This is a genomic window from Acidovorax sp. 56, assembly GCF_002749705.1.
GTDB lineage: Bacteria > Pseudomonadota > Gammaproteobacteria > Burkholderiales > Burkholderiaceae_C > Acidovorax.
Map to the genome: position 1 here is coordinate 2,954,251 of NZ_PEEV01000001.1, position 20,258 is coordinate 2,974,508.

General features: G+C 65.2%; 20 protein-coding genes. 6 read left to right on the top strand and 14 right to left on the bottom strand.

Annotated features, from left to right (window positions below; translation table 11 throughout):
• Positions 1-32: 32 nt before the first annotated feature.
• The 6 genes from lptE to CLU88_RS13170 all read right to left on the bottom strand — a co-directional run bounded on the left by lptE (position 33) and on the right by CLU88_RS13170 (position 6,308).
• The gene (gene lptE / locus CLU88_RS13145; RefSeq protein ID WP_099656975.1) at positions 33-536 is read right to left on the bottom strand and encodes an LPS assembly lipoprotein LptE; all 504 of its coding nucleotides are present in this window, start codon (positions 534-536) and stop codon (positions 33-35) included.
• Between the two features lie 92 nt (positions 537-628).
• Complete coding sequence (gene leuS / locus CLU88_RS13150) at positions 629-3,322, bottom strand: leucine--tRNA ligase (RefSeq protein ID WP_099656976.1); 2,694 nt, start codon at positions 3,320-3,322, stop codon at positions 629-631.
• A gap of 250 nt (positions 3,323-3,572) precedes the next feature.
• Positions 3,573-4,001, bottom strand: coding sequence for a biopolymer transporter ExbD (locus CLU88_RS13155; protein ID WP_099656977.1), 429 nt, complete (start codon positions 3,999-4,001; stop codon positions 3,573-3,575).
• On the bottom strand, positions 3,998-4,711 hold the full coding sequence (locus CLU88_RS13160) for a MotA/TolQ/ExbB proton channel family protein (protein ID WP_099656978.1): 714 nt from the start codon (positions 4,709-4,711) through the stop codon (positions 3,998-4,000). Before CLU88_RS13160 ends, CLU88_RS13155 begins: the two co-directional genes overlap by 4 nt.
• Before the next feature lie 13 nt (positions 4,712-4,724).
• Positions 4,725-5,570: a 4-hydroxy-tetrahydrodipicolinate reductase gene (gene dapB, locus CLU88_RS13165; RefSeq protein ID WP_099656979.1), complete on the bottom strand. Its 846-nt coding sequence runs from the start codon at positions 5,568-5,570 to the stop codon at positions 4,725-4,727.
• 159 nt (positions 5,571-5,729) lie between these two features.
• Positions 5,730-6,308: an outer membrane protein assembly factor BamE gene (locus CLU88_RS13170; RefSeq protein ID WP_099656980.1), complete on the bottom strand. Its 579-nt coding sequence runs from the start codon at positions 6,306-6,308 to the stop codon at positions 5,730-5,732.
• Positions 6,309-6,412: 104 nt separating this feature from the next.
• Here CLU88_RS13170 and fur point away from each other — a divergent pair, with 104 nt between their 5' ends.
• Positions 6,413-6,829 (top strand): ferric iron uptake transcriptional regulator, encoded by a 417-nt coding sequence (fur, locus tag CLU88_RS13175; RefSeq protein WP_099656981.1) that lies wholly within the window; start codon positions 6,413-6,415, stop codon positions 6,827-6,829.
• 321 nt (positions 6,830-7,150) lie between these two features.
• Here the strand turns inward: fur and hprK are convergent, their stop codons facing one another.
• The 4 genes from hprK to CLU88_RS13195 all read right to left on the bottom strand — a co-directional run bounded on the left by hprK (position 7,151) and on the right by CLU88_RS13195 (position 10,584).
• Positions 7,151-8,110 carry an HPr(Ser) kinase/phosphatase gene (gene hprK / locus CLU88_RS13180; RefSeq protein WP_099656982.1) on the bottom strand — a complete coding sequence of 320 codons (960 nt, stop codon included), beginning with the start codon at positions 8,108-8,110 and terminating at the stop codon, positions 7,151-7,153.
• A gap of 71 nt (positions 8,111-8,181) precedes the next feature.
• Positions 8,182-8,649 carry a PTS sugar transporter subunit IIA gene (locus CLU88_RS13185; RefSeq protein WP_099656983.1) on the bottom strand — a complete coding sequence of 156 codons (468 nt, stop codon included), beginning with the start codon at positions 8,647-8,649 and terminating at the stop codon, positions 8,182-8,184.
• A gap of 112 nt (positions 8,650-8,761) precedes the next feature.
• Positions 8,762-9,097, bottom strand: coding sequence for a ribosome hibernation-promoting factor, HPF/YfiA family (gene hpf / locus CLU88_RS13190; protein ID WP_099656984.1), 336 nt, complete (start codon positions 9,095-9,097; stop codon positions 8,762-8,764).
• Positions 9,098-9,345: 248 nt separating this feature from the next.
• Positions 9,346-10,584 (bottom strand): MFS transporter, encoded by a 1,239-nt coding sequence (locus CLU88_RS13195; protein ID WP_099656985.1) that lies wholly within the window; start codon positions 10,582-10,584, stop codon positions 9,346-9,348.
• A gap of 220 nt (positions 10,585-10,804) precedes the next feature.
• On the opposite strand from CLU88_RS13195, the gene CLU88_RS13200 reads away from it, so the two are divergent.
• The gene (locus CLU88_RS13200; protein ID WP_099656986.1) at positions 10,805-11,725 is read left to right on the top strand and encodes a phosphoribosylaminoimidazolesuccinocarboxamide synthase; all 921 of its coding nucleotides are present in this window, start codon (positions 10,805-10,807) and stop codon (positions 11,723-11,725) included.
• 233 nt (positions 11,726-11,958) lie between these two features.
• On the opposite strand, the gene trxA is transcribed toward CLU88_RS13200, so the two are convergent.
• A complete protein-coding gene (trxA, locus tag CLU88_RS13205; RefSeq protein WP_099656987.1) occupies positions 11,959-12,915 on the bottom strand; it encodes a thioredoxin in 957 nt (318 codons plus the stop codon).
• Positions 12,916-13,111: 196 nt separating this feature from the next.
• Here trxA and purE point away from each other — a divergent pair, with 196 nt between their 5' ends.
• From purE to CLU88_RS13225, 4 genes are all read left to right on the top strand, one after another.
• Positions 13,112-13,606: a 5-(carboxyamino)imidazole ribonucleotide mutase gene (gene purE / locus CLU88_RS13210; protein WP_099658851.1), complete on the top strand. Its 495-nt coding sequence runs from the start codon at positions 13,112-13,114 to the stop codon at positions 13,604-13,606.
• On the top strand, positions 13,603-14,772 hold the full coding sequence (locus tag CLU88_RS13215; RefSeq protein ID WP_099656988.1) for a 5-(carboxyamino)imidazole ribonucleotide synthase: 1,170 nt from the start codon (positions 13,603-13,605) through the stop codon (positions 14,770-14,772). The genes purE and CLU88_RS13215 overlap by 4 nt, the downstream gene beginning before the upstream one ends.
• A 2-nt stretch (positions 14,773-14,774) precedes the next feature.
• Complete coding sequence (locus CLU88_RS13220; RefSeq protein WP_099656989.1) at positions 14,775-15,791, top strand: L-threonylcarbamoyladenylate synthase; 1,017 nt, start codon at positions 14,775-14,777, stop codon at positions 15,789-15,791.
• 83 nt (positions 15,792-15,874) lie between these two features.
• The gene (locus CLU88_RS13225) at positions 15,875-16,828 is read left to right on the top strand and encodes an SGNH/GDSL hydrolase family protein (RefSeq protein WP_099656990.1); all 954 of its coding nucleotides are present in this window, start codon (positions 15,875-15,877) and stop codon (positions 16,826-16,828) included.
• A 90-nt stretch (positions 16,829-16,918) separates the two neighbouring features.
• Here the strand turns inward: CLU88_RS13225 and CLU88_RS13230 are convergent, their stop codons facing one another.
• The 3 genes from CLU88_RS13230 to CLU88_RS13240 form a co-directional block, all read right to left on the bottom strand.
• The gene (locus tag CLU88_RS13230; protein ID WP_099658852.1) at positions 16,919-17,602 is read right to left on the bottom strand and encodes an OmpW family protein; all 684 of its coding nucleotides are present in this window, start codon (positions 17,600-17,602) and stop codon (positions 16,919-16,921) included.
• Between the two features lie 31 nt (positions 17,603-17,633).
• Positions 17,634-18,776, bottom strand: coding sequence for an SGNH/GDSL hydrolase family protein (locus CLU88_RS13235; protein ID WP_099656991.1), 1,143 nt, complete (start codon positions 18,774-18,776; stop codon positions 17,634-17,636).
• Between the two features lie 147 nt (positions 18,777-18,923).
• Positions 18,924-20,222 carry a lipase family protein gene (locus tag CLU88_RS13240; RefSeq protein ID WP_099656992.1) on the bottom strand — a complete coding sequence of 433 codons (1,299 nt, stop codon included), beginning with the start codon at positions 20,220-20,222 and terminating at the stop codon, positions 18,924-18,926.
• Between the last annotated feature and the right edge of the window lie 36 nt (positions 20,223-20,258).

Below are 20,258 nucleotides of genomic sequence, written 5' to 3' on the forward strand. Positions count from 1 at the left end.
TTTTTTCTATAGAAAACAGAGACACCGCACCGTCACTGCGGCAGTTTGGCCACCGACAGGCGGCGCAGCAGTTGCTGCACGATGTCGGTCTGCATGTTGCGGTAGAGCAAGGCTTCTTCGGCCTCTTTCGACAGCGCCTGGGTTTCGCTGTACGTCATGTCGCGCTGCTGCTGGATCTCGGTCTCGGGGATCATCTCCACGCTGCCCGGCGTGCGCAGGCGAAACTTCACCCTCAATCGCAGCTGCACTTCGCGCACCTGACCCGAGGCGTTCTGCCCCACCACCACGCGATCGCGCTGCTCCGAGAGGAGGTCGATCACCACCTGCGCGGTGGGCAGGTCGGCCGCATTGCGCAGCACCTTGAGCTGGCTGCCCGAGCCATCGAGCGTGCGCTGCAACTCGCGCGCCAGCGACGAGCCCGTGGGCGCCGCAATGTAAAGCGACGAGAAAGCGAACTCCGGCACGCCACGCAGGCGAAAGCCGCAGCCCGCCAGCACGGCAGCAGGAACCAGGGTCAGCAGAGTGCGTCTTTGCATATCAGTTGTTTGTTGCGTTGGCTGGGCCCGCAGGCCCCTCATGGACTGCAGCCCGCAGCGCCTTTCTTTTGGAGGGCGCGGGCTGCTTCACCTCACACGACCACGTTCACCAGGCGGCCTGGCACCACGATGACGCGCTTGGGCGCGGCACCGGCAGCCTGGGCGATAAAAGCCTCGCTGGCCAGGGCCACGCGCTCGATCTCGGCCTTGTCGGCTTGCGCGGACACCAGGATCGAGCCACGCAGCTTGCCGTTGACCTGCAGCATGAGTTCGATCTCGTCCTGCACCAGCGCATTGGCATCCACCTGGGGCCAGGCGGCGTCCAGCAGGTCGCCCAGGGCACCCGCGTAGCCCAGGCTTTCCCACAGGCTGTGGGCGATGTGCGGGGTGGCGGGGTACAGGCTGCGCAGCAGGATGCCAAAGCCTTCGATCAGCGCCACCTGGGCGCCGGCCGAATCGGTGGCCTTGAAGTCTTCGAGCGCGTTGATCATCTTCATCGCGCCGGAGACCACGGTGTTGTACTGCATGCGCTGGTAGTCGTAGTCCACCTGCTTGAGCACGTTGTGGATCTCCAGGCGCAGGGCCTTGGCTTCCTTGCCAAACTGCACGTCTTGCAAGCTGCTGGCACCGGCCACGCTGGCGATGGCGGCATCGCGGTCAATGGCGGCGAGCTTGACGCCGAAATTCCACACCCGGCGCAGGAAGCGGTAGCTGCCTTCCACGGCGGCGTCGTTCCACTCCAGGGTGGCTTCAGGCGGGGCCGTGAACATGGTGTACAGGCGGGCCGTGTCGGCGCCGTACTTCTCGATCAGGTCCTGCGGGTCCACGCCGTTGTTCTTGGACTTGGACATGGTTCCCACGCCCTCGTAGTCGATGGGCGTGCCCACGGGCAACAGGCCGTCGCCGCTGGTGGCTTCGTTCTTGAGCTTGGCACCGATGATCTTGCCGCCTTCATCGAGCACATGCTCCACGTCGTGCGGCCAGAAGTAGTCCTTGCCGCCCTTGGCGGTGCGGCGGCTGTAGATGTGGTTGAGCACCATGCCTTGTGTGAGCAGCTTGGTGAAGGGCTCATCGACCTTGACCAGGCCCAGGTCACGCATGACCTTGGTCCAGAAGCGGGCGTACAGCAAGTGCAGGATGGCGTGTTCGATACCACCGATGTACTGGTCCATCGGCATCCAGTAGTCGGCACCACCGGCCACCATGGCGTCCGCATTCTTGGGGTCGCAATAGCGCATGAAGTACCACGAGCTGTCCACGAACGTGTCCATAGTGTCCGTCTCGCGGCGGGCAGCCTTGCCGCACACGGGGCAGGTCACGCCCGCGTGGAAGCCTTCGTGCTTGTGCAGCGGGTTGCCCGAGCCGTCGGGGATGCAGTCTTGCGGCAGCACCACGGGCAGGTCTTTTTCGGGCACGGGTACAGCGCCGTGCTCGTCGCAGTGGATGATCGGGATCGGCGTGCCCCAGTAGCGCTGGCGGCTCACGCCCCAGTCGCGCAGGCGCCAGGTGGTCTTCTTCTCGCCCAGGCCCTTTTGCTCCAGCGCATGGGCCACGGCGTTCACGGCTTCCTTGTACGACAGGCCGCTGAAGCTGTCGGAGTTGATGGTCACGCCGCGTTGCTTGTCGCCATACCAGTCGTTCCACTGGTGGTAGTCAAAGTGCTCGCCATCGACCAGCACGACCTGCTTGATCTCGATGCCGTACTTGAGGGCGAACGCGAAGTCGCGCTCGTCGTGGGCGGGCACGCCCATCACGGCGCCGTCGCCATAGCCCATCAGCACGTAGTTGCCGACCCAGACCTCGACCTTTTCGTCGGTCAGCGGGTGCGTGACGAACAGGCCCGTGGGCACGCCCTTTTTCTCTTGCGTGGCCAGCTCGGCTTCGGTGGTGCCGCCGCTCTTGCATTCTTCGATGAAGGCCTTGAGCGCGGGGTTGGTCTTGGCGGCATGGGCGGCCAGCGGGTGCTCAGGCGCCACGGCGCAGAAGGTCACGCCCATGATGGTGTCGGCACGCGTGGTGAACACGTACATCTTGCCGTCGCCGATCAGCGCACCGTCGTCGCCTGCAATGTCGTGCGTGAAGGCAAAGCGCACGCCTTCGCTCTTGCCGATCCAGTTTTCCTGCATCAGCTTCACACGCTCGGGCCAGCCGGGCAGCTTGTCGCCGGTCACAAAACCCAGCAGCTCTTCGGCGTAGTCGGTGATCTTGAGGTAGTAGCCAGGGATTTCGCGCTTCTCGACCGTGGCGCCGGTGCGCCAGCCCTTGCCGTCAATCACCTGCTCGTTGGCCAGCACGGTCTGGTCCACCGGGTCCCAGTTCACGACCTGGGTCTTGCGGTAGGCAATGCCCTTTTCCAGCATCTTCAGGAACAGCCATTGGTTCCACTGGTAGTACTCGGGGTCGCAGGTGGCCACCTCGCGGCTCCAGTCGATGGCCAGGCCCATGGCCTGCATCTGCTTTTTCATGTACGCGATGTTTTCGTACGTCCACTTGGCCGGTGGCACGCCGTTCTTCAGCGCCGCGTTTTCGGCGGGCAGGCCGAAGGCGTCCCAGCCCATGGGCATCAAGACGTTGTGGCCGTTCATGCGCAGGTAGCGCGTGAGCATGTCGTTGATGGTGTAGTTGCGCACGTGGCCCATGTGCAGCTTGCCGCTGGGGTAGGGCAGCATGGAGCAGGCGTAGAACTTCTTCTTGCTGGTGTCTTCCGTCACGCGGTAGGCGTCGCGGGCAGTCCAGTGGCTGTGCGCGGCGCGTTCAACCTCTTGGTGGGAGTATTTGTCTTGCATGGGAGCTTGAAGGTGAGAGGACGGTGCAAGCCCACTCTGGGCTGCAATCGGTGGATTTTAGGCGGTGAAGCGGACCGACACGGGGCAAACGGCACGGCGAGCGAGCAGTGTCAGGGCCAAGCCGCTCCTGCGCCTGGATGCCCAAGCGGTCTCGCTGCTGGCAGATTAAAGTCCTACCCGAAGCCTTATTGGTCTGCAGCGCTTGACTGATAAGCGCAAGCAGCTACAAATTAAATAGCAACCAAGAACACTAAGGCGCACCGGCCTTGGCAGGATCGGCCACAAAGCCAATGCGCTGCAGCCCGGCCTGGTGGGCTGCGCCCATGACCTCGACCACGCGGCCATAAGGTACGGTGGCATCGGCGCGCAACTGCACTTCAGTGTCAGGCTGGGCCGCGCCAATGCGCTGCAGGCGCACGGCCAGGGCCGCTTGCGACACGGGTTGGTCGTCCAGATACGCCTGGCCTGCGGCGTCCACCACCACGGTCACAAACTCGGGGGCCACGGCAGGGCCGGTGCCCTCGGCCTTGGGCAAATCGAGCCGGATTGAGCTGGCCAGCAAAGGAGCGGTCAGGATGAAGATCACCACCAGCACCAGCATCACATCCACCAGCGGGGTCATGTTGATGTCGCTCATGGGCTGCGCGCCCGTGGTGCGTTCGAGCCGACCGAAGCTCATGGCTGTGTGCCGTCTGAGGACGAAGGCCCGGCCTGGGGAGAGGGCATGCCCGGGCTCGCCAGCAGCTCACGCAAATCCAGCGCAAAGCCTTCCAGATCGGCCTCGATGCGGCCAATCAAACGGCCAAACACGTTGTAGGCCAGCACGGCCGGAATGGCCACGGCCAGCCCAGCGGCGGTCATGACCAGGGCCTCGCCCACAGGGCCGGAGATGCGGTCGATGGTGACGGGACCGCCCCCACCCAGCGCCGTGAGCGCATGGTAGATGCCCCACACCGTGCCCAGCAGGCCCACGAACGGGGCCGTGGCACCCACGGTGGCCAGCAGCACCTGCCCGTATTGCAGACGGCCCAGCACGCCGTGCAGGGCATCGCGCAGCACGCGCGTGAGTTGTTGCGACAAGGGTCCTGCCGAAGCCAGGGTGGCGGCAGGGCTTGAAACCGCAGGAGACTGGGCCACGCCCTGCGCGGCCACCACCAGGGGGAGCACCAGCGCCTGCGGGTCCAGCACGGCCAGCCGTTGTGCGGCCACGTCGAGTGAGGGCGACTGCCACACGGCAGCGGTGCAGCGGGCCACGTCGCTGCCTGCGCGCAGCACCAGGCGCGCCTTCCAGAGCATGACCACCCAGCTGGCCACCGACATGGCCAGCAGCAGCACGGCGGCGCCCTGGGTCACGGCATCACCCTGGCGCCACCAGTGAAGGGCGTCCATCGCGGGGCCTGCGTCAGTTCTTGAGGTTCAGCACGTCGAACATGTCGAACATGCCAGTCTTGTGGGCCGCCAGGAAGCGCACGGCACGCAGGGCGCCCTGCGCATACGTGGCGCGGCTGGAGGACTTGTGGGTGACCTCGATGCGCTCGCCAATGCCCGCAAACAGCACGGTGTGGTCACCCACGATGTCACCACCGCGAATGGCGGCAAAGCCGATGCTCGACGGGTCGCGCTCGCCCGTCACGCCTTCGCGGGCGTACACGGCGCAGTCCTTGAGGTCGCGGCCCAAAGCCTCGGCAATCACCTCGCCCATCTTGAGCGCGGTGCCCGAGGGCGCGTCGACCTTGTGGCGGTGGTGGGCTTCGATGATTTCGATGTCGTACCCCGTGGCCATGGCCTTGGCGGCCATTTGCAGCAGCTTGAGCGTGACGTTCACGCCCACGCTCATGTTGGGCGAAAACATGATGGCCGTGCGCTGTGCGTAGGTGTCGAGTTCGGCCTTTTGCGCATCGGTGAAACCGGTGGTGCCGATGACGGCCTTCACGCCCAGTTCTGCGCACACCGCCAGGTGGGCCAGGGTGCCTTCGGGGCGGGTGAAGTCGATGAGCACGTCGGCGTTTTGCAGGCCGGCCTTCAGGTCGGCCGTGATGGCCACGCCGCTGGCATAGCCCAAAAAGGCGCAGGCATCCGAGCCCACGGCGGGGCTGGAGGCCTGGTCGAGCGCTCCGGCCAGCACGCAGTCGTCGCTGGCACGGATGGCTTCGATCAGCATGCGGCCCATGCGGCCCGAGGCGCCGGCCACCGCAATGCGGCAAGGGGTGGAGGGGGTGGCCGCAGTGGCAGAGGGGTTCACGGACATGTCAATCCTGCAATAAAGGCTGCCATCAAAACGGCAGCAAGTCTGGCCAACGCAGGGGCTGCAAGCGGCAGCGCGGCGCGCGGGCACTGGGCAAAAGGCGGGGCCCGTTCAGGCCGGGCCCGCGCGGGCAATCAAGTCAGCGCCGGGGTCTGCGCCCCATCAGCGGGCAGTCGATTCCAGCGGTGGGTAGCGTGCGGGCTGTGGCTCGGATGGCATGGCCGCAGCCGGAGTCTGTGGCGTGGCGGGAGTGGCCTCGACCTTGCGGGCGGGGTAGCGGGCCAGTTGGGCTTCGGTGGCCTCCAGCGTGGGCACCTTGGGCTTGCCTTTGTGCGAGCCCAGCGTGGCCACGAACTCCGTCTCCGACGGCATCTCGTCGCCCTCATGGCGCGCCAGGGCATCGCCCTGGAAGAACACGGTGAGCTTGCGCGATTCCATCTCGGCCGAGGGGCGTTTGATGGTAAAGACGTACTCCCAGCGGTCCGCGTGGAACAGGCTGGTCATCAGGGGCGTGCCCAGCAACTCGCGCACTTGCTGGCGGCTCATGCCAGGCTGCAAGGCCTGCACCTGTTCGCGCGAGACGAAGTTGCCCTGCACGATGTCGATCTTGTAGGGGGTGACGACGCTGGCCACACGGCGGCTGGCGCCGTCCAGGCTGCCGCATGCCGCCAAGGCAGCGAGCGCAGCGCTGGCCAAAAGAATGCGACCCAGGCGGGCGTTGCAACAAGCTTTGTCTGGCATGGGGAAAAGGGCAAAGGATATGATCAAACCATTGTAGCGGCAGCCTTCCCTTGCATGGGCGGGCCCCTCTCCCGCAACCGCACAGCCGCAAGGAGCCAGCAGCCATGACCAACATCGACGAACTCAAGAGCACGGGCCTCAAAGCCACCCTGCCCCGCCTGAAGATCATGGAGATCTTCCAGAAGGGCGCGCAGCGCCACATGACGGCGGAAGATGTGTTCCGGGTGCTGCTGGAAGAGCGCTCGGACATCGGGCTGGCCACGGTGTACCGCGTGCTCACGCAGTTTGAGCAGGCGGGCATCCTGATCCGCAGCAACTTTGAAAGCGGCAAGGCCGTCTACGAGTTGAACGAAGGCCAGCACCACGACCACTTTGTGTGCACGGCCTGCGGCAAGGTGGAAGAGTTTTACGACGCTGAAATCGAAAAGCGCCAGCAGGCCGTGGCCAAGTCCAAAGGCTGGGTGGTACAAGACCACACCATGGCCTTGTACGGCCAGTGCGCTGCCTGCGCTAGCAAATAACTCCCCCCTGAGTCGCCTTCGGCGCCTTCCCCTCAAGGGGACGCACCCGGTGGCCCGGCGGAGCCGGTTCCACGGGTGCACTGGCGTTGAGGGAGCGCCAGTATTTACGGCCTCGGGGCGCAAATGGGTTGTGACGCTTGGGCACTCTGGGCGCTCTGGTGCTGGTGTCTTCGCGCTGGGGGTGGGGATGTCCTGTTTCAGCGAATCCCGGGGCGAGGGTTCGGTGGGCAAAGGCACTCTGGCAGGCCCGATTTGAGCCCAAACAGGCTCTACCGCTTGTCCATCAAGCGCAAACAGCTACCAAATCAATAGCAATCTGATTTAACCACCCGTGTCGCGTTCCATCGCACGGCGGTGGCGGTCGACAAACTCCTGGTAGGTGTCGATGCCGCGCAACTGCAGGATGGTGTTGCGCACCGCGGCTTCGACCAGCACGGCGATATTGCGACCGGCCACCACCTGGATGACGACCTTGAGCACGGGCACGCCCAGCACATCCTGCGTGAGCGGCTCGTAGGGCAGGCGTTCGTAGTCGCGCTCCAGCGTCTCTTTGCGCACCAGGTGCACGATGAGCTTGAGGCGCATCTTGCGGCGCACCGCCGTCTCGCCAAAGATGGCGCGGATGTCGAGCAGGCCAATGCCGCGCACTTCCAGCAGGTTTTGCAGCAGCTCGGGGCACTTACCCTCGATGGTGGTCTGGTTGATGCGGAACAGGTCCACGGCATCGTCGGCCACCAGGCCATTGCCGCGCGAGATCAGCTCCAGGCCCAGCTCGCTCTTGCCCAGGCCTGACTCGCCCGTGATCATCACGCCCAGGCCCAGAATGTCCATGAACACGCCGTGCATGGTGATGCGGTCGGCAAAATGCTTGGACAGGTAGGCACGCAGCACATCGATGACGAAGGCCGAGGACTCGTGCGTGGAGAACATCGGAATCTGCGCGCGCTCGCACATGGACACCAGCGCATCGGGGGCCACCTGGTTGTCGGCCAGCACCAGCACGGGCGGCTCCAGCGTCACGATGCGGGCAATGCGGCGCTTGCAATCGTCGGGCGATTCGCTGCTGCTGAGGTAGGCGACCTCACGCTCACCCAAAATCTGCACGCGGTAGGGGTGGATGTAATTGAGATAGCCCACCAAATCGGCGCCCGAGCGCGCGGAGCGCACAGCCACCTCATCGAACCGGCGCTCAGAGGCACCCAGGCCTGCGACCCACTCCCATTTGAGGGAGCCGCGAAATTCTTCAAACAGGACGTCGGCGCTGACTACGTTAGGTTTCACGGCAACTCACAGCAGTTCACAGCGACAGGGCGCTGGGTGGAACGGGAAACGCGCCGGACAGATCGGAAGGATCAGGCGGTCTGGGTGGATTGCCATCCGGCAATCATGCCGTGCAACTCGGCTGCATCGGTCGATGCCTTGAGCCGCTCGCGCAGGGCAGAGTCGCTCAGCAGTTCGGCGATTTCAGAGAGGATTTCCAGGTGCTTCTGGGTGGCCGCTTCGGGCACCAGCAGAAAAATCAGCAGATTGACCGGCATTTCGTCCGGCGCATCAAAGCCGATGGGCTGCAGCAACTGGAACACCGCCGCCATGGGGGCCTTGAGCCCCTTGATGCGACCGTGGGGGATGGCCACGCCATGACCGAGGCCGGTAGACCCCAGGCGCTCACGGGCAAACAGGCTGTCCGTGATGAGCGCCCGCGAGAGGCCGTGCTGGCTCTCGAAAAGCAGCCCCGCTTCTTCAAAAGCACGTTTTTTGCTAGTAGCGTCCACGCTCACAAGGACTTGAGCGGCGGGGAGGATGGAGGCGAGTCGGTTCATGGAGGTAACAATTATGCACACACTGGCGAAAACCCTGAGTAAAGCCGCGTGGCCCAGAAAAAAACCGCCCCCATGGGGCGGTTGCTGTGTGGGCACCTGACGGGCAGGTGCATCAAGCGTGCAGTTCGCGCTTGGCCGCTTCGTGGTGGTGGTCTTGCAGGCGATCCTTGTGACGCACTACCTGGCGGTCCATCTTGTCGACCAGTTCATCCACAGCGGCATAGAGGTCAGAGTGCGAGCTTTCGGCAAACAGGTCGCTGCCCTTGACGTGGATGTTGCATTCCGCTCGTTGGCGCTTTTCCTTTTCCTTTTGCTTCTCAACTGTCAGCAGTACCTTGACATCAACCACTTGGTCAAAATGGCGCGTGATCCGATCGAGCTTGGTGGTGACGTAGTTGCGCAAGGCAGGGGTAACTTCGAGGTGGTGACCGCTGATCGTCAAATTCATAGGTAAGTCTCCTGTGGCTCTCGGTGAAAAACATTTGCCGCACTGGATCAGAGTGGCGGCCCGGCGAACTGGATGCATCCGTTGACGTGACTTCACTATGCCCCTGGACTGTGCTAATTGCAATCCCATTCCGATGTGCATCGGCGGGTTATCGGGCCGAAGGTGCCAAACGGCCAAAAACCCCTCACAATGCGTGAGTCAGCACAGTTCTGAAGGGGCGTGAGCCGCTGCGGCAACCCCTTACGTGCTCAAGGGCGCGGAGCCCCCGCAGCCCCATGCAAATGCAGGCGCCCCGCCACCCACACGGCCCCCAGGCTGGCGACCATGCCCACCACGGCGGCCATCCAGTAGTTCTGCACCAGGCCCTGTGCGTCGCGGCCAATCAGCACCCCACCCACCAGAGACGCAACGCCCATGGCAGCCGACTGCACCGAGGCATTGAGCGTCATGAACGTGCCGCGCAGCGCAGGCTGGGCGGCCGAGGTGACCAGGGCCATGCCTGGGATCATGCGGCCGCTCATGAAGGTGAACATCAGCGTAGACACCACCAGCACCGCCCACAGCGGCACGCCCCGCACCAGGGTGATGCCCAGCAAGGTGGGCATGACGGCAAAGGCCAGCCAGCGGAAGGTGATCACCTTGCCCCGGCGGTCGGTCAGGTGGCCAAAGAAACGGGCGGTAAAAAGCGTGACAACCCCGCCGCACAGGTACACCAGCGGCATCTGGTCGGCACGCACGCCCGCATTGGCCTGCAGATAAATGGTGATGTACGGAATGACCGTGAACCCGGTGAACATGAGCAGCGCAGAGAACAGAAACGCCCAGCGGTGGTTCACATCGCGCAGCACCTGCCCGATGCCCCCGAAGGCGGTGCGGGCCTGCCCTGCCGCCAGGTGGTGGTCCATAGTGGGCAAAGAGCGGGCCGCACACACCAGCAAGACACCGCACAGCACGGCAATCGACACAAACGGCATGTGCCAGCCCCAGTGCTCGGCCAGGATGAGCCCCAGCGGCACGCCCGCCACGGTGGAGACAGAAAACGAGGTCATCACAATGCCCATGGCCCGGCCGCGCCGCTCAAACGGCACCACGTCGGCCACGATGGTCTGGCACAGCGCAGACAGCACCCCGCCAAACGTGCCCGCCAGCACCCGCGCCACCATGAGCGTGGCATACGTGGGCGCCACACCGCAGGCCAGCGTGGCCAGCCCGAACAGCGCATACAGCACCAACAAAAGGCGCTTGCGCCCAAACCGGTCGATGTAGGTCGATGCCAGCAGCCCCGACACCCCGGCCGACAGCGTGTACGCCGACACCAGCAGCCCGAACTGCGCATCGCTGATGCCAAACAGCTGAGTGAACTGCGGCCCCAGCGGCATCATGATCATGAAGTCCAGGATGTGGGTGAACTGGATGCCGGCCAGGGTCAGCAGCAGCCAAAGCTCGCGCCGCGCAGTGAGGGGGGTGGGTGCAGAAGGTGGGTTCACAAACAGTGCCTAAGCCAAAGCAGAGAGGGGCGCCCAATGTGCCACAACGGTGTCACAGCGGCTGGCTGTTCGCTGGTCGGGGCGCGGGCGAGCAAGCCAAGTAAAATCCTGCTGCTGCGGCACATGCCACGAACACCCCGCCGTGCACCGCTGCAGCGACCGACCCTCCGTTGCCTTCGTATGCTGCGCGCCCACCGGCGCAGATTGCCCAACCGACACCATGACACAGCCCAGCAACCCCGCCCTGCACACCTCTGCCCTGACATCGCTGCCCCTGCTGGCACGCGGCAAGGTGCGCGACAACTACGCCGTGGGCGACGACCGCATCCTGATGGTCGCCAGCGACCGCCTCTCGGCCTTTGACGTGATCATGGGCGAGCCCATTCCGGGCAAAGGTGCGCTGCTCACGCAGATGGCGCTGTTCTGGTTCGACAAGCTCGGTCACATTTGCCCCAACCACCTCACAGGCGACGCCCCCGAGAGCGTGGTGAGCCCCGCCGAAGTCGAGCAGGTGCGTGGCCGCTCGATGCTGGTGCAGCGCCTGAGGCCCATCCCGGTCGAAGCCGTGGTGCGCGGCTACCTGGCCGGCAGTGGCTGGAAGGAATACCAAGAATCGCAAGCCGTGTGCGGCGTGCCTCTGCCTGCCGGGCTGACCAACGCAGCCAAGCTGCCCGAGCCCATCTACACCCCCGCCGCCAAGGCCGCGATGGGCGAGCACGACGAGAACATCACCTTTGAGCGCACCGTGGAGATGATTGGCCTGGACTTGGCCACCCGCATCCGCGACCTGAGCATCGCCATCTACAAGGCCGCCGCCGAGATTGCGCTGACCAAAGGCATGATCATTGCCGACACCAAGTTCGAATTTGGCCTGGCGCCCGACGGCACGCTGGTGCTGATGGACGAAGTGCTGACGCCTGACAGCTCGCGCTACTGGCCCGTGGAAGGTTACGAAACCGCCCTGGCCGCTGGCGCCAACCCACCCAGCTACGACAAGCAGTTTGTGCGCGACTGGCTGGAGCAAGCCCAGGTGAACGGCAAGCCCTGGGACAAGACCGCCCCCTCGCCCCGCCTGCCCCAGGCCGTGATCGAAAAAACCGCCGCCAAGTACCGCGAAGCGCTGGAGCGGCTGACGGCATGATCAAGCCCCGCCGGGCGCTATGCAAAAGATAGCTGCCCGCGCTGATTGCACAATGCATTCAGCCTAAAAAGGCTTGGAACTTCCGCCAAACAAGCGCAAACAGCTATAAATACAATAGCACCACAGAGCGATGCAACCGCACACAAAAAAAGGAGGCCCAGCCTCCTTTTTTTGTGCCCGCGCCCAGCGCATGCCTGGGTGGCCAGGGATCGGCGCAACGGCCCTGCTGCTGCTCAGTTCAGCGCCATGCTCAGCTTGCGGCGGTAGCCGTTGAGCATCACGGTGACCTCGTCCTGCTCCAGGGCGGCCTTGCCCATCACTTCGATGCCACCCGCCGTTTTGCCCGCAGCCGCCGGGTCGGCCTTGGGCTGGGGCGGGGTGAGCAGCTCCAGGATGGCCACATAGGTCTTGCGCGGCGCCTCGGCATTCCAGGCCTTGTCGCGCATGATGATCTCCAGCAACTCTTCCATGGCCGGGGCCCATTCGCCTTCGGCCATGAGCACGCGGGCCTTGGCAAAGCGGGTGTCAAAGTCGCGCTTGTTCTGGGCGATCAGCGCATCGAACTGCTCCAGAGGCCAGTTGCCCCGGTCGTCGTTCTGCACAAACTGCAAGGCGTCCAGCCAGCGCCACAGCGCATCAAAGCGCAGCGGCTGCGGAATGCGCTTGAGGGGTTCTTGCAGCAGGGCTTCGGCCTCTTCGTAGCCGCCGGTGGCAATCAGCAGGCGCACATAGTCAAAGCGGGCATCGTCGTTGGCCGGGTCGGCGGCCAGGGCGTCGGCCATCTTGGCCAGGGCGGCCTGGGTGTCGCCGGATTCGAGCAGCTCGTGCGCCTCGTCCACCTCGGCCTCGGCCACCAGTGCGCCTTCGCTGGGCACATGCTTGTCCAAAAAGGCCCGCACCTGGCCCTCGGGCAGCGCGCCCATGAAGCCGTCCACGGGTTGGCCGTTTTTGAGCAGAACACAGGTGGGAATGCTGCGAATGCCGAACATGCCCGCCAGCTGCTGCTCCTGGTCCGAGTCGATCTTGGCCAGCTTGAAGCGGCCGGCGTACTCCACTTCGAGCTTTTCCAGCACCGGCCCGAGGGACTTGCAAGGGCCGCACCAAGGCGCCCAGAAGTCCACCAGCACGGGCACGGTCATCGAGGCGGCAACCACCTCGGCTTCAAAATTCTCTACGGTGATGTCGATCATGGGAAAAGCGGGCCGGGTAGGCCTGTGAAAGGCTCGTCAAGAGCGCCGTTGAAGGGCAAGTTCGCGCTATTTTGGCGCATCCCCATGACCCAATGCCCCGCACGGCAAAGCAAAAAGTAAAATCGCGGGTTCCACCCATTGCGGGCGGATGCCCGGGGCCGGTCCCCAGGGCCACCGCTTCGCCACCCCACACACCATGAAACCCATTCAGATCGGCGTCGTCATGGGTTCCAGCAGCGACTGGGACACCATGCAGCACGCAGTGCAAATTCTTGAGCAGTTCGGCATCGCCCACGAGGCCCGCGTGGTCTCGGCCCACCGCATGCCCGACGACATGTTTGCCTACGCCGAAGCCGCTGCAGGCCGGGGCCTCAAAGCCATCATCGCGGGCGCCGGTGGCGCAGCCCACCTGCCGGGCATGATCGCCGCCAAAACCACCGTGCCCGTGCTGGGCGTGCCCGTGGCCAGCCGCCACCTGCAAGGCGTGGATTCGCTGCACAGCATTGTGCAAATGCCCAAGGGCATTCCCGTGGCCACCTTTGCCATCGGCACCGCAGGCGCTGCCAATGCCGCCCTGTTTGCCGTGGCCCTGCTGGCCAACGAAAGCCCCGAGCTGCGCCAGCGCCTGGAAACCTTCCGCGCCGAGCAGACCGAGGTGGCCCGCAACATGACCCTACCGCCCTCCGCATGACCGACGCTGCAAAGCCCCTCCTGCCGGGATCCACACTGGGCGTGCTCGGCGGCGGCCAGCTGGGCCGCATGTTTGTGCACCAGGCGCAGGCCATGGGCTACTTCACCGCCGTGCTCGATGCCGACCCGACCAGCCCCGCCGGGCTGGTGAGCCACCACCACATCCAGACCGGCTATGAAGACCCGCAGGGCCTGGCCGAGCTGGCCCGTGTGGCCGATGCGGTGACGACCGAATTCGAGAACGTGCCCGCTGCCGCCCTGGCTGCACTGGCCGCGCAGCGCCCTGTGTCGCCCGCCGCCAGCGCAGTCTCAGTGGCGCAAGACCGCGCGCGGGAGAAGGCGCACTTTGTGGCCTGCGGCGTGCCCTGCGCGCCGTATGCGGTGATCGAAACGGCCGGCCAACTCGAAGCGGTTTCCGCTAATTTGCTGCCGGGTATCCTGAAAACCGCCCGCATGGGCTACGACGGCAAAGGCCAGGTGCGCGTGAAGACGGCCGCCGAGCTGGCCGCCGCGTGGGATTCCGTCGGCCAGGTGCCTTGCGTGCTGGAAAAAATGCTGCCGCTGCAGCTCGAATGCTCCGTGCTGGTCGCCCGTGGCCACGACGGTGCCATGGTGCACCTGCCCGTGCAGCGCAACCTGCACCGCGATGGCATTCTGGCGGTGACCGAAGTTCACGAACAAAATCTGCCCCCAGCGCTTGCTGTACAAGCGGTAGCAGCTGCAAAATCTGTAGCAGAAGGCCTGCAGTACGTGGGCGTGCTGTGCGTGGAATTCTTTGTGCTGCAGGACGGCAGCCTGGTGGTCAACGAGATCGCCCCGCGCCCGCACAACAGCGGCCACTACAGCCAGAACGCCTGCGACGTGTCGCAGTTTGAGCTGCAGGTGCGCACCATGGCCCGCCTGCCGCTGACGCAGCCGCGCCAGCACAGTCCCGCCGTCATGCTCAACCTGCTGGGCGACTTGTGGTTTGCCCACGGCAACGCCGCGCAGACCCCGCCCTGGGCCGAAGTGCTGGCCTTGCCCGGCACCCACCTGCACCTGTACGGCAAGCACGACGCCAAGCGCGGCCGCAAGATGGGGCATCTGAACATCACCGCCGCCACGCCCGAGGCCGCCCGCGCCACAGCGCTGCAAGCAGCGGCGCTGCTAGGCATTGACCCGTTTTGACCATGATTCTTGACGGCACCCAGCCTGCTTCCATTGCCGCCGCCGCACGCGCGGTGCGCAGCGGCGCCCTGCTCGGCCTGCCCACCGAAACGGTGTACGGCCTGGCCGCCGACGCCAGCAGCGACACGGCCGTGGCACAGATTTTTGCGGCCAAGGGCCGCCCCAGCGACCACCCGCTGATCGTGCACGTGGCCGACGCCGCAGGCATTGCCCACTTTGCCAGCGACGTGCCCGCGTTTGCGCAAAAGCTGGTCGATGCCTACTGGCCCGGCCCGCTCACCCTCATCCTGCCGCGCCTGCCCGGCGTGGCCACCGCCGCCACCGGCGGGCAGGACAGCGTGGGCCTGCGCTGCCCGGCCCACCCGGTGGCGCATGCGCTGCTGGTGGCCTGCGCCGCGCCAAGCGATGCCGCCGTGCCCGGTGATGCCCCCGTGTGGGGTGTGGCCGCGCCCAGCGCCAACCGCTTTGGCCGCGTGAGCCCCACCACCGCCGAGCATGTGCAGGACGAGTTGGGCGAAGCCCTGCTGGTGCTCGACGGCGGCCCCTGCCAAGTGGGCATTGAAAGCACCATTGTCGATTGCACCCGGGGCGTGCCCGTGCTGCTGCGCCCCGGCGCCATCACACGCGAGCAGATCCAGCAGGCCTGCGGTGTGGCGCCGCTGTCCAAAGAAGACCTGCCCAGCCACACCCCACGCGCCTCAGGCACGCTGGAGGCGCATTACGCCCCTGCCGCCAAGGTGCGGCTGATGGACGCCAAGGCCCTGCAAACCGGGCTGGACCTGCTGGGCGCTGATGCGGCCCACATTGCGGTGTACGCGCGCGCTGCGCTGCGCACCCAGTCCTCCAAGCTGGTCATGCGCCGTATGCCCGACGACGCCAGCGCCACGGCCCAGCAGCTGTTTGCGGCGCTGCGCGCCTTTGACGACCAGGGCGTCAAGCTGATCTGGATTGAAACCCCGCCTGCCACCCCCGACTGGGAAGGCGTGCGCGACCGGCTGCAACGCGCAGCGGCGGCTTGAAGCTGCTTTGGGCACCGCAACGGCGGTTTACACGGCTTTACTTTCGCATCGTTAAACTACCCCCCACTTTTCTGGAGAAATACATGGCAGCAAATTGGATGCGCCGCACCTTCATGGTCGCCGCATGTGCGTCGGCCGCGTTGCTCGCGGCTTGCGGTTCCAGCACCACCGAATCGGCCATCTCGCCCCAGCGGATGGTTGCCTTCGGCGACGGCATGAGCGATGTGGGCCAAAAAGGCACACGCTACACCGTCAATGACGGCACCGTGAACAACTGGACGCTGCAAGTGGCCGCTGGCTACAGCAAGGGCCTGACCGCTTCGTCGGCTGGCGGCAAGAGTTACGCAGCAGGCAATGCCCGCATCACGGCCAAACCCGACGCAGCAGGCAACAGCAGCACGCTGACGGTGAAAGAGCAGATCGACAGCTTTTTGGCCAGCAACACCTTCACCAATGACGACCTGGTGATGGTCAACGGCGGCATCAGCGACGTGATCGCCAACATGGCCGCTGTGAACGCAGGCACCATGACCACCGAGCAGATGGTCACCGCCTCGCGCCAGGCAGGCACAGACCTCGCCGCACAAGTGCGTCGCTTGGTCAATGCCGGCGGCAAGTACGTGATGGTGGCGGGCACTTACGACCTGAGCAAGACCCCCTGGGCGACCGAAATTGGCCGCACCACGGTGCTGAACCAGGCCAGCAGCGCCTTCAATGAGGGCCTGCTCGTCGGCATTGTGGACCTGGGCTCCAACGTGCTGTACGTGGACCTGGCCTACTACGTGAACCTGTACACCAGCAGCCCGTCGAGCTACGGCTTCAGCAACGCTACGGCAGCGGTGTGCAACTCGGTGGACTCCACGAACGGCATCGGCATTGGCACCGGCAAGGTGAACTCCTCGCTGTGCACCACCTCGACCCTGCTGTCTGGCGCCAGCCAGGACAAGTATGCGTTTGCTGACTCGGTGTACATGACGCCCTCGGCGCACCGCCAATTCGGCACCTACGCCTACGACCGCCTGCGCGCTCGCTGGTAATCAGCCCTCTGGGCACCACAAAAAAACCGACCCAAGGGTCGGTTTTTTTGTGCCTGCTCGGCGCAGTATTTAGCGCAGCGTGCTGCAGCCTCAGAACCGGTAACCAATGCCCACCGCCAACACGTTGGGGTTGAGCTTGATGTGGATCGACTGGCCCGAAGACAGGTGCGTGGTGGTCTTCAGGAAGCTCTTGTAGTACGCCGCGTCCACAAACCAGCGCTCATTGAAGTTCCAGACAAAGCCCACCTGGGGTGTCAGGCCCCATTTGTTGTCGATGGATGCAGTGGTGGGGTTGGCTGGGTTGCCGCCGGTCACGGCCGTCAGCGCGGCGGTGGAGCGGTTCTTGAAGAACCGGCTGTACGTTACGCCCAGGCCCAGGTAAGGGCGGAACTGCGCATTGGCCTCGCCAAAGCGGTACTGCGCAAACAGCGTGGCCGGCACGACCTTGGTCTCGCCCAGCTTGCCCGTGCCCGCAATAGCGCCATCGCCGTAGAAGTTGTGCTTGAACGGCAGGCCCACGGGCAGGTCCACAGCCCAGTGGTCGGTGACCATGTAGTTCAGCCCGCCGGTCAGGGCGCTGGCCGAGCCCACATCCACCGTGGTGCCCGGAAAGCTGGGGGTGGACAGGTTGCCACTGGTGACCTGGGGCGCAATGTGGGTGACCCCAGCGCGGGCGCTGAAAGTACCCGCCACCTGGGCGCTGGCACTGGCGCCCACCAGCACGGCGGCAAGGGTCAGAGAGGCCGTCAGGGCGGTCTTGGAGAAATGCTGCATGAAGCTTCCTTGGTGTGGTGCTGCGGCCATCTCAGAGCCAGCCTGCCTGGGACAACGAGCGCGAGACCAATTGCCCCATCAGCTGGTGCACGTAGGGCGAGGGGTGAAAGCTGTCCGAGAAGCCGTAGAACTTCCACCAGTCAGCCCCACCCGTCACACCCACCGGCGGCGCAGCCGACAGTGCGGCGGCCGTGCAGGTGGGGAAGCTGTAGGTGGGCAAACCGTCGCTGCCACGGCCAGTCGCTGGGCAGGCAGGCGTGGTGGTGTTGCTCAGCTGGTACTGGGCTGGGTGGTCTGCTTGGTCTTTGGAAGATTCGTTGAAGTTGACGATGGCCACACGGCTGTCGCCCGCAAAGCTGGCGCTCAGCTGGGTGTTGAAGGCCTGGATCCAGGCGTCAAACACCGCCGTGGCCTGCACGCTGGCCGCTGTGCCCTGGGCGGCGGCAATCGAAGCCACCACCAGTTTGAAGCGCGGGGTCTTGAGGATGTCAGGCACGTTCAGCACGGCGATGCGCGTAGCGCCCTTGTCCAGGGCGTTGGCCTTGAGCGTGGCGGCAAACTGCGCGGCCAAGGCCTTCATGTACGCACCACCGACTTGCGCCAGGCCAGACGAGCCCCCTGCCAGCGCGGCATTGACGGTAGCGGCGTCCAGCACCGTGCCCAGCAGCGCCTTGTAGGTAGCACCGCCGTCGGTGCCGGCACGCAGGTAGGCACCAATCAAATCAGCCGCATCGTTGGAGCCGCCATCCACCAGCAGCAGATCGGAAGCGACATAGCCCGCAGCGCCCGCGTCCTTGATCTGCTGGGTGATCGACACCGGCGATGTGGGTGCGTTGACGTTGTTGATGCGCCCACCACCCACCGCGTAGTTGGTGCAGCCCGCCTTGGTGGCAAAGCTGACGCCGTCGGTCGATGCGTAGCGTGCGCACAGCGTCTGGCTGTAGCTGGCGGCCACACGGTCCACCCACAGGGCCGTGGCGCCAGTGCCGGTGGGCGCAGTGCCCTGCACGGTGAACTTGTAGCCAAACGTGCCGCTGTCGGCCAGGCTGTCGCCCACCACTTTGATGCCCCGGATGGGGGCCACAGGGGTCGTGTCTGCCCCGCCCCCGCCACACCCTGCCAGCAGCGCTGCCGCCGCCAGTGAAACCCACAATGCCTTGCGCTGGAAATTCATTGGTATCTGTCCTGCTATAAACAAAAAATAGAACGACCGTTCTATTTTCAGGCGATTCTACGCAGGAATAAAAAAAGGCCTCACCGGGAAAACACCGGTAAGGCCAGGGTCGCAAAGTGGGCCCGGCTGACGCAGGCCTGGGCCGGGCTACTTCACAGCATCAAACACGCCGCGCGCCTGCGCATGGCACAGCGGCGGCTCGTACGTGCCGTGGTAGTTGCCGTAGTACGTGGCAAAGGCCGCTGAAGTGGCATCGGTGGGCGCCTTGCCGCCGGGGCCGTAGGTGGTCTGGATGGCTGCATCCACATCCACCGAGGTCACATTGGTCACGCCGCGCTTGTCAAAGTCGGCCTTCATCACCACCTGGTGCACGGCAGGCGGCACGGTGGGGTCACCCGCACCGCCGCACAGCAGCACACGGGCCTTGGGCGTCCAGCCCAGCAGGTCGTTCTTTTTGCCTGCCAGGTACAGCGGGTTGTTGCCGCCCTGCTGGGCCGAGGCCAGAAAGGCGGGCTGGAACAACGCATCGCGCGCCTGGGTGGGGGTACCGCCGGGCAGGTTGCCGCTGGTGACCAGGGTGGTGTAAGTCAGCGTGGGGTTGGGCAGCAGGGTTTCGATGTAGCTGGCGTAGGGTGCCTTGAAGGCCTCGGACGGGGTCAGGTAGATGTTGCCGTACACCTTTTGCCAAGAGGTAACGATCATGGGGACGAAAAACTGCACCCCGGCCACAGCATTGGGCACCTGCAAAGAACCCGACATGTTGTACGGCCCGGCCAGGTGGGCGCCCGCCACCACGTTGAACTCGCCCGCGTGGTCGCGCTCGGCCGCCCGGTGGGCGGCCATGGAGGCATGCCCGCCCTGCGAGTACCCGGTGAACATCACCTTGCCCGAGAGCTTGGCGCCCACGGTGTCGGCTGCGTTGCGCGCAGCGCGTGCCGAGTCGATGATGGTGGTGGCCTGCGAGTCTGCGTGCAGATAGGGGTGAAAGCCGTAGGTGGACTTGGCATAGCCCAGGTAGTCGGTGGCCACCACGGCATAGCCTTGGGCGGCATACATGGCGACCAGCAAAAAGGTTTCGGGGTCTTGCGGGTTGGCCAGGGTGCGGGTTTTCAGCACCTCGGTGCCCCGCGCGTTGACCACCAGTGGCGCAGCGGCAGCGCAAGCCCCCGCAGGCACCAGCATGGCCCCCGAGGCGTTGCTCATCTCGCCGTCCTTCACGCCCGGGGTGCGGTAGTTCAGTGCCACCACCTTCACATCGCACTTGGCCTTGCCGCTCAGGGCCTGCAGGCCGCTGGCGGCCGTGGCAGCATCGATCTGCGCCACCGTGAGCGTGGTGAGCACCGTGGGCGGGTCGATGAGCTCGCCCCGCACAGAATCGTCAGAGCCGCCGCAAGCAGCAAGCAAGGCCGCCGCAGCGGCCACACAGGTAAGGCGCAATGGAGTCATGGACATTCCCTCTCATGGATGGTGGATGGGTCACGC

What these genes read in the sequence shown, in the direction of transcription:
- lptE (WP_099656975.1), bottom strand. Translation starts at nt 536, where the DNA reads ATGCAAAGACGCACTCTGCTGACCCTGGTTCCTGCTGCCGTGCTGGCG.
- leuS (WP_099656976.1), bottom strand. Translation starts at nt 3,322, where the DNA reads ATGCAAGACAAATACTCCCACCAAGAGGTTGAACGCGCCGCGCACAGC.
- CLU88_RS13155 (WP_099656977.1), bottom strand. Translation starts at nt 4,001, where the DNA reads ATGAGCTTCGGTCGGCTCGAACGCACCACGGGCGCGCAGCCCATGAGC.
- CLU88_RS13160 (WP_099656978.1), bottom strand. Translation starts at nt 4,711, where the DNA reads ATGGACGCCCTTCACTGGTGGCGCCAGGGTGATGCCGTGACCCAGGGC.
- dapB (WP_099656979.1), bottom strand. Translation starts at nt 5,570, where the DNA reads ATGTCCGTGAACCCCTCTGCCACTGCGGCCACCCCCTCCACCCCTTGC.
- CLU88_RS13170 (WP_099656980.1), bottom strand. Translation starts at nt 6,308, where the DNA reads ATGCCAGACAAAGCTTGTTGCAACGCCCGCCTGGGTCGCATTCTTTTG.
- fur (WP_099656981.1), top strand. Translation starts at nt 6,413, where the DNA reads ATGACCAACATCGACGAACTCAAGAGCACGGGCCTCAAAGCCACCCTG.
- CLU88_RS13185 (WP_099656983.1), bottom strand. Translation starts at nt 8,649, where the DNA reads ATGAACCGACTCGCCTCCATCCTCCCCGCCGCTCAAGTCCTTGTGAGC.
- hpf (WP_099656984.1), bottom strand. Translation starts at nt 9,097, where the DNA reads ATGAATTTGACGATCAGCGGTCACCACCTCGAAGTTACCCCTGCCTTG.
- CLU88_RS13200 (WP_099656986.1), top strand. Translation starts at nt 10,805, where the DNA reads ATGACACAGCCCAGCAACCCCGCCCTGCACACCTCTGCCCTGACATCG.
- trxA (WP_099656987.1), bottom strand. Translation starts at nt 12,915, where the DNA reads ATGATCGACATCACCGTAGAGAATTTTGAAGCCGAGGTGGTTGCCGCC.
- purE (WP_099658851.1), top strand. Translation starts at nt 13,112, where the DNA reads ATGAAACCCATTCAGATCGGCGTCGTCATGGGTTCCAGCAGCGACTGG.
- CLU88_RS13215 (WP_099656988.1), top strand. Translation starts at nt 13,603, where the DNA reads ATGACCGACGCTGCAAAGCCCCTCCTGCCGGGATCCACACTGGGCGTG.
- CLU88_RS13220 (WP_099656989.1), top strand. Translation starts at nt 14,775, where the DNA reads ATGATTCTTGACGGCACCCAGCCTGCTTCCATTGCCGCCGCCGCACGC.
- CLU88_RS13225 (WP_099656990.1), top strand. Translation starts at nt 15,875, where the DNA reads ATGGCAGCAAATTGGATGCGCCGCACCTTCATGGTCGCCGCATGTGCG.
- CLU88_RS13230 (WP_099658852.1), bottom strand. Translation starts at nt 17,602, where the DNA reads ATGCAGCATTTCTCCAAGACCGCCCTGACGGCCTCTCTGACCCTTGCC.
- CLU88_RS13235 (WP_099656991.1), bottom strand. Translation starts at nt 18,776, where the DNA reads ATGAATTTCCAGCGCAAGGCATTGTGGGTTTCACTGGCGGCGGCAGCG.
- CLU88_RS13240 (WP_099656992.1), bottom strand. Translation starts at nt 20,222, where the DNA reads ATGACTCCATTGCGCCTTACCTGTGTGGCCGCTGCGGCGGCCTTGCTT.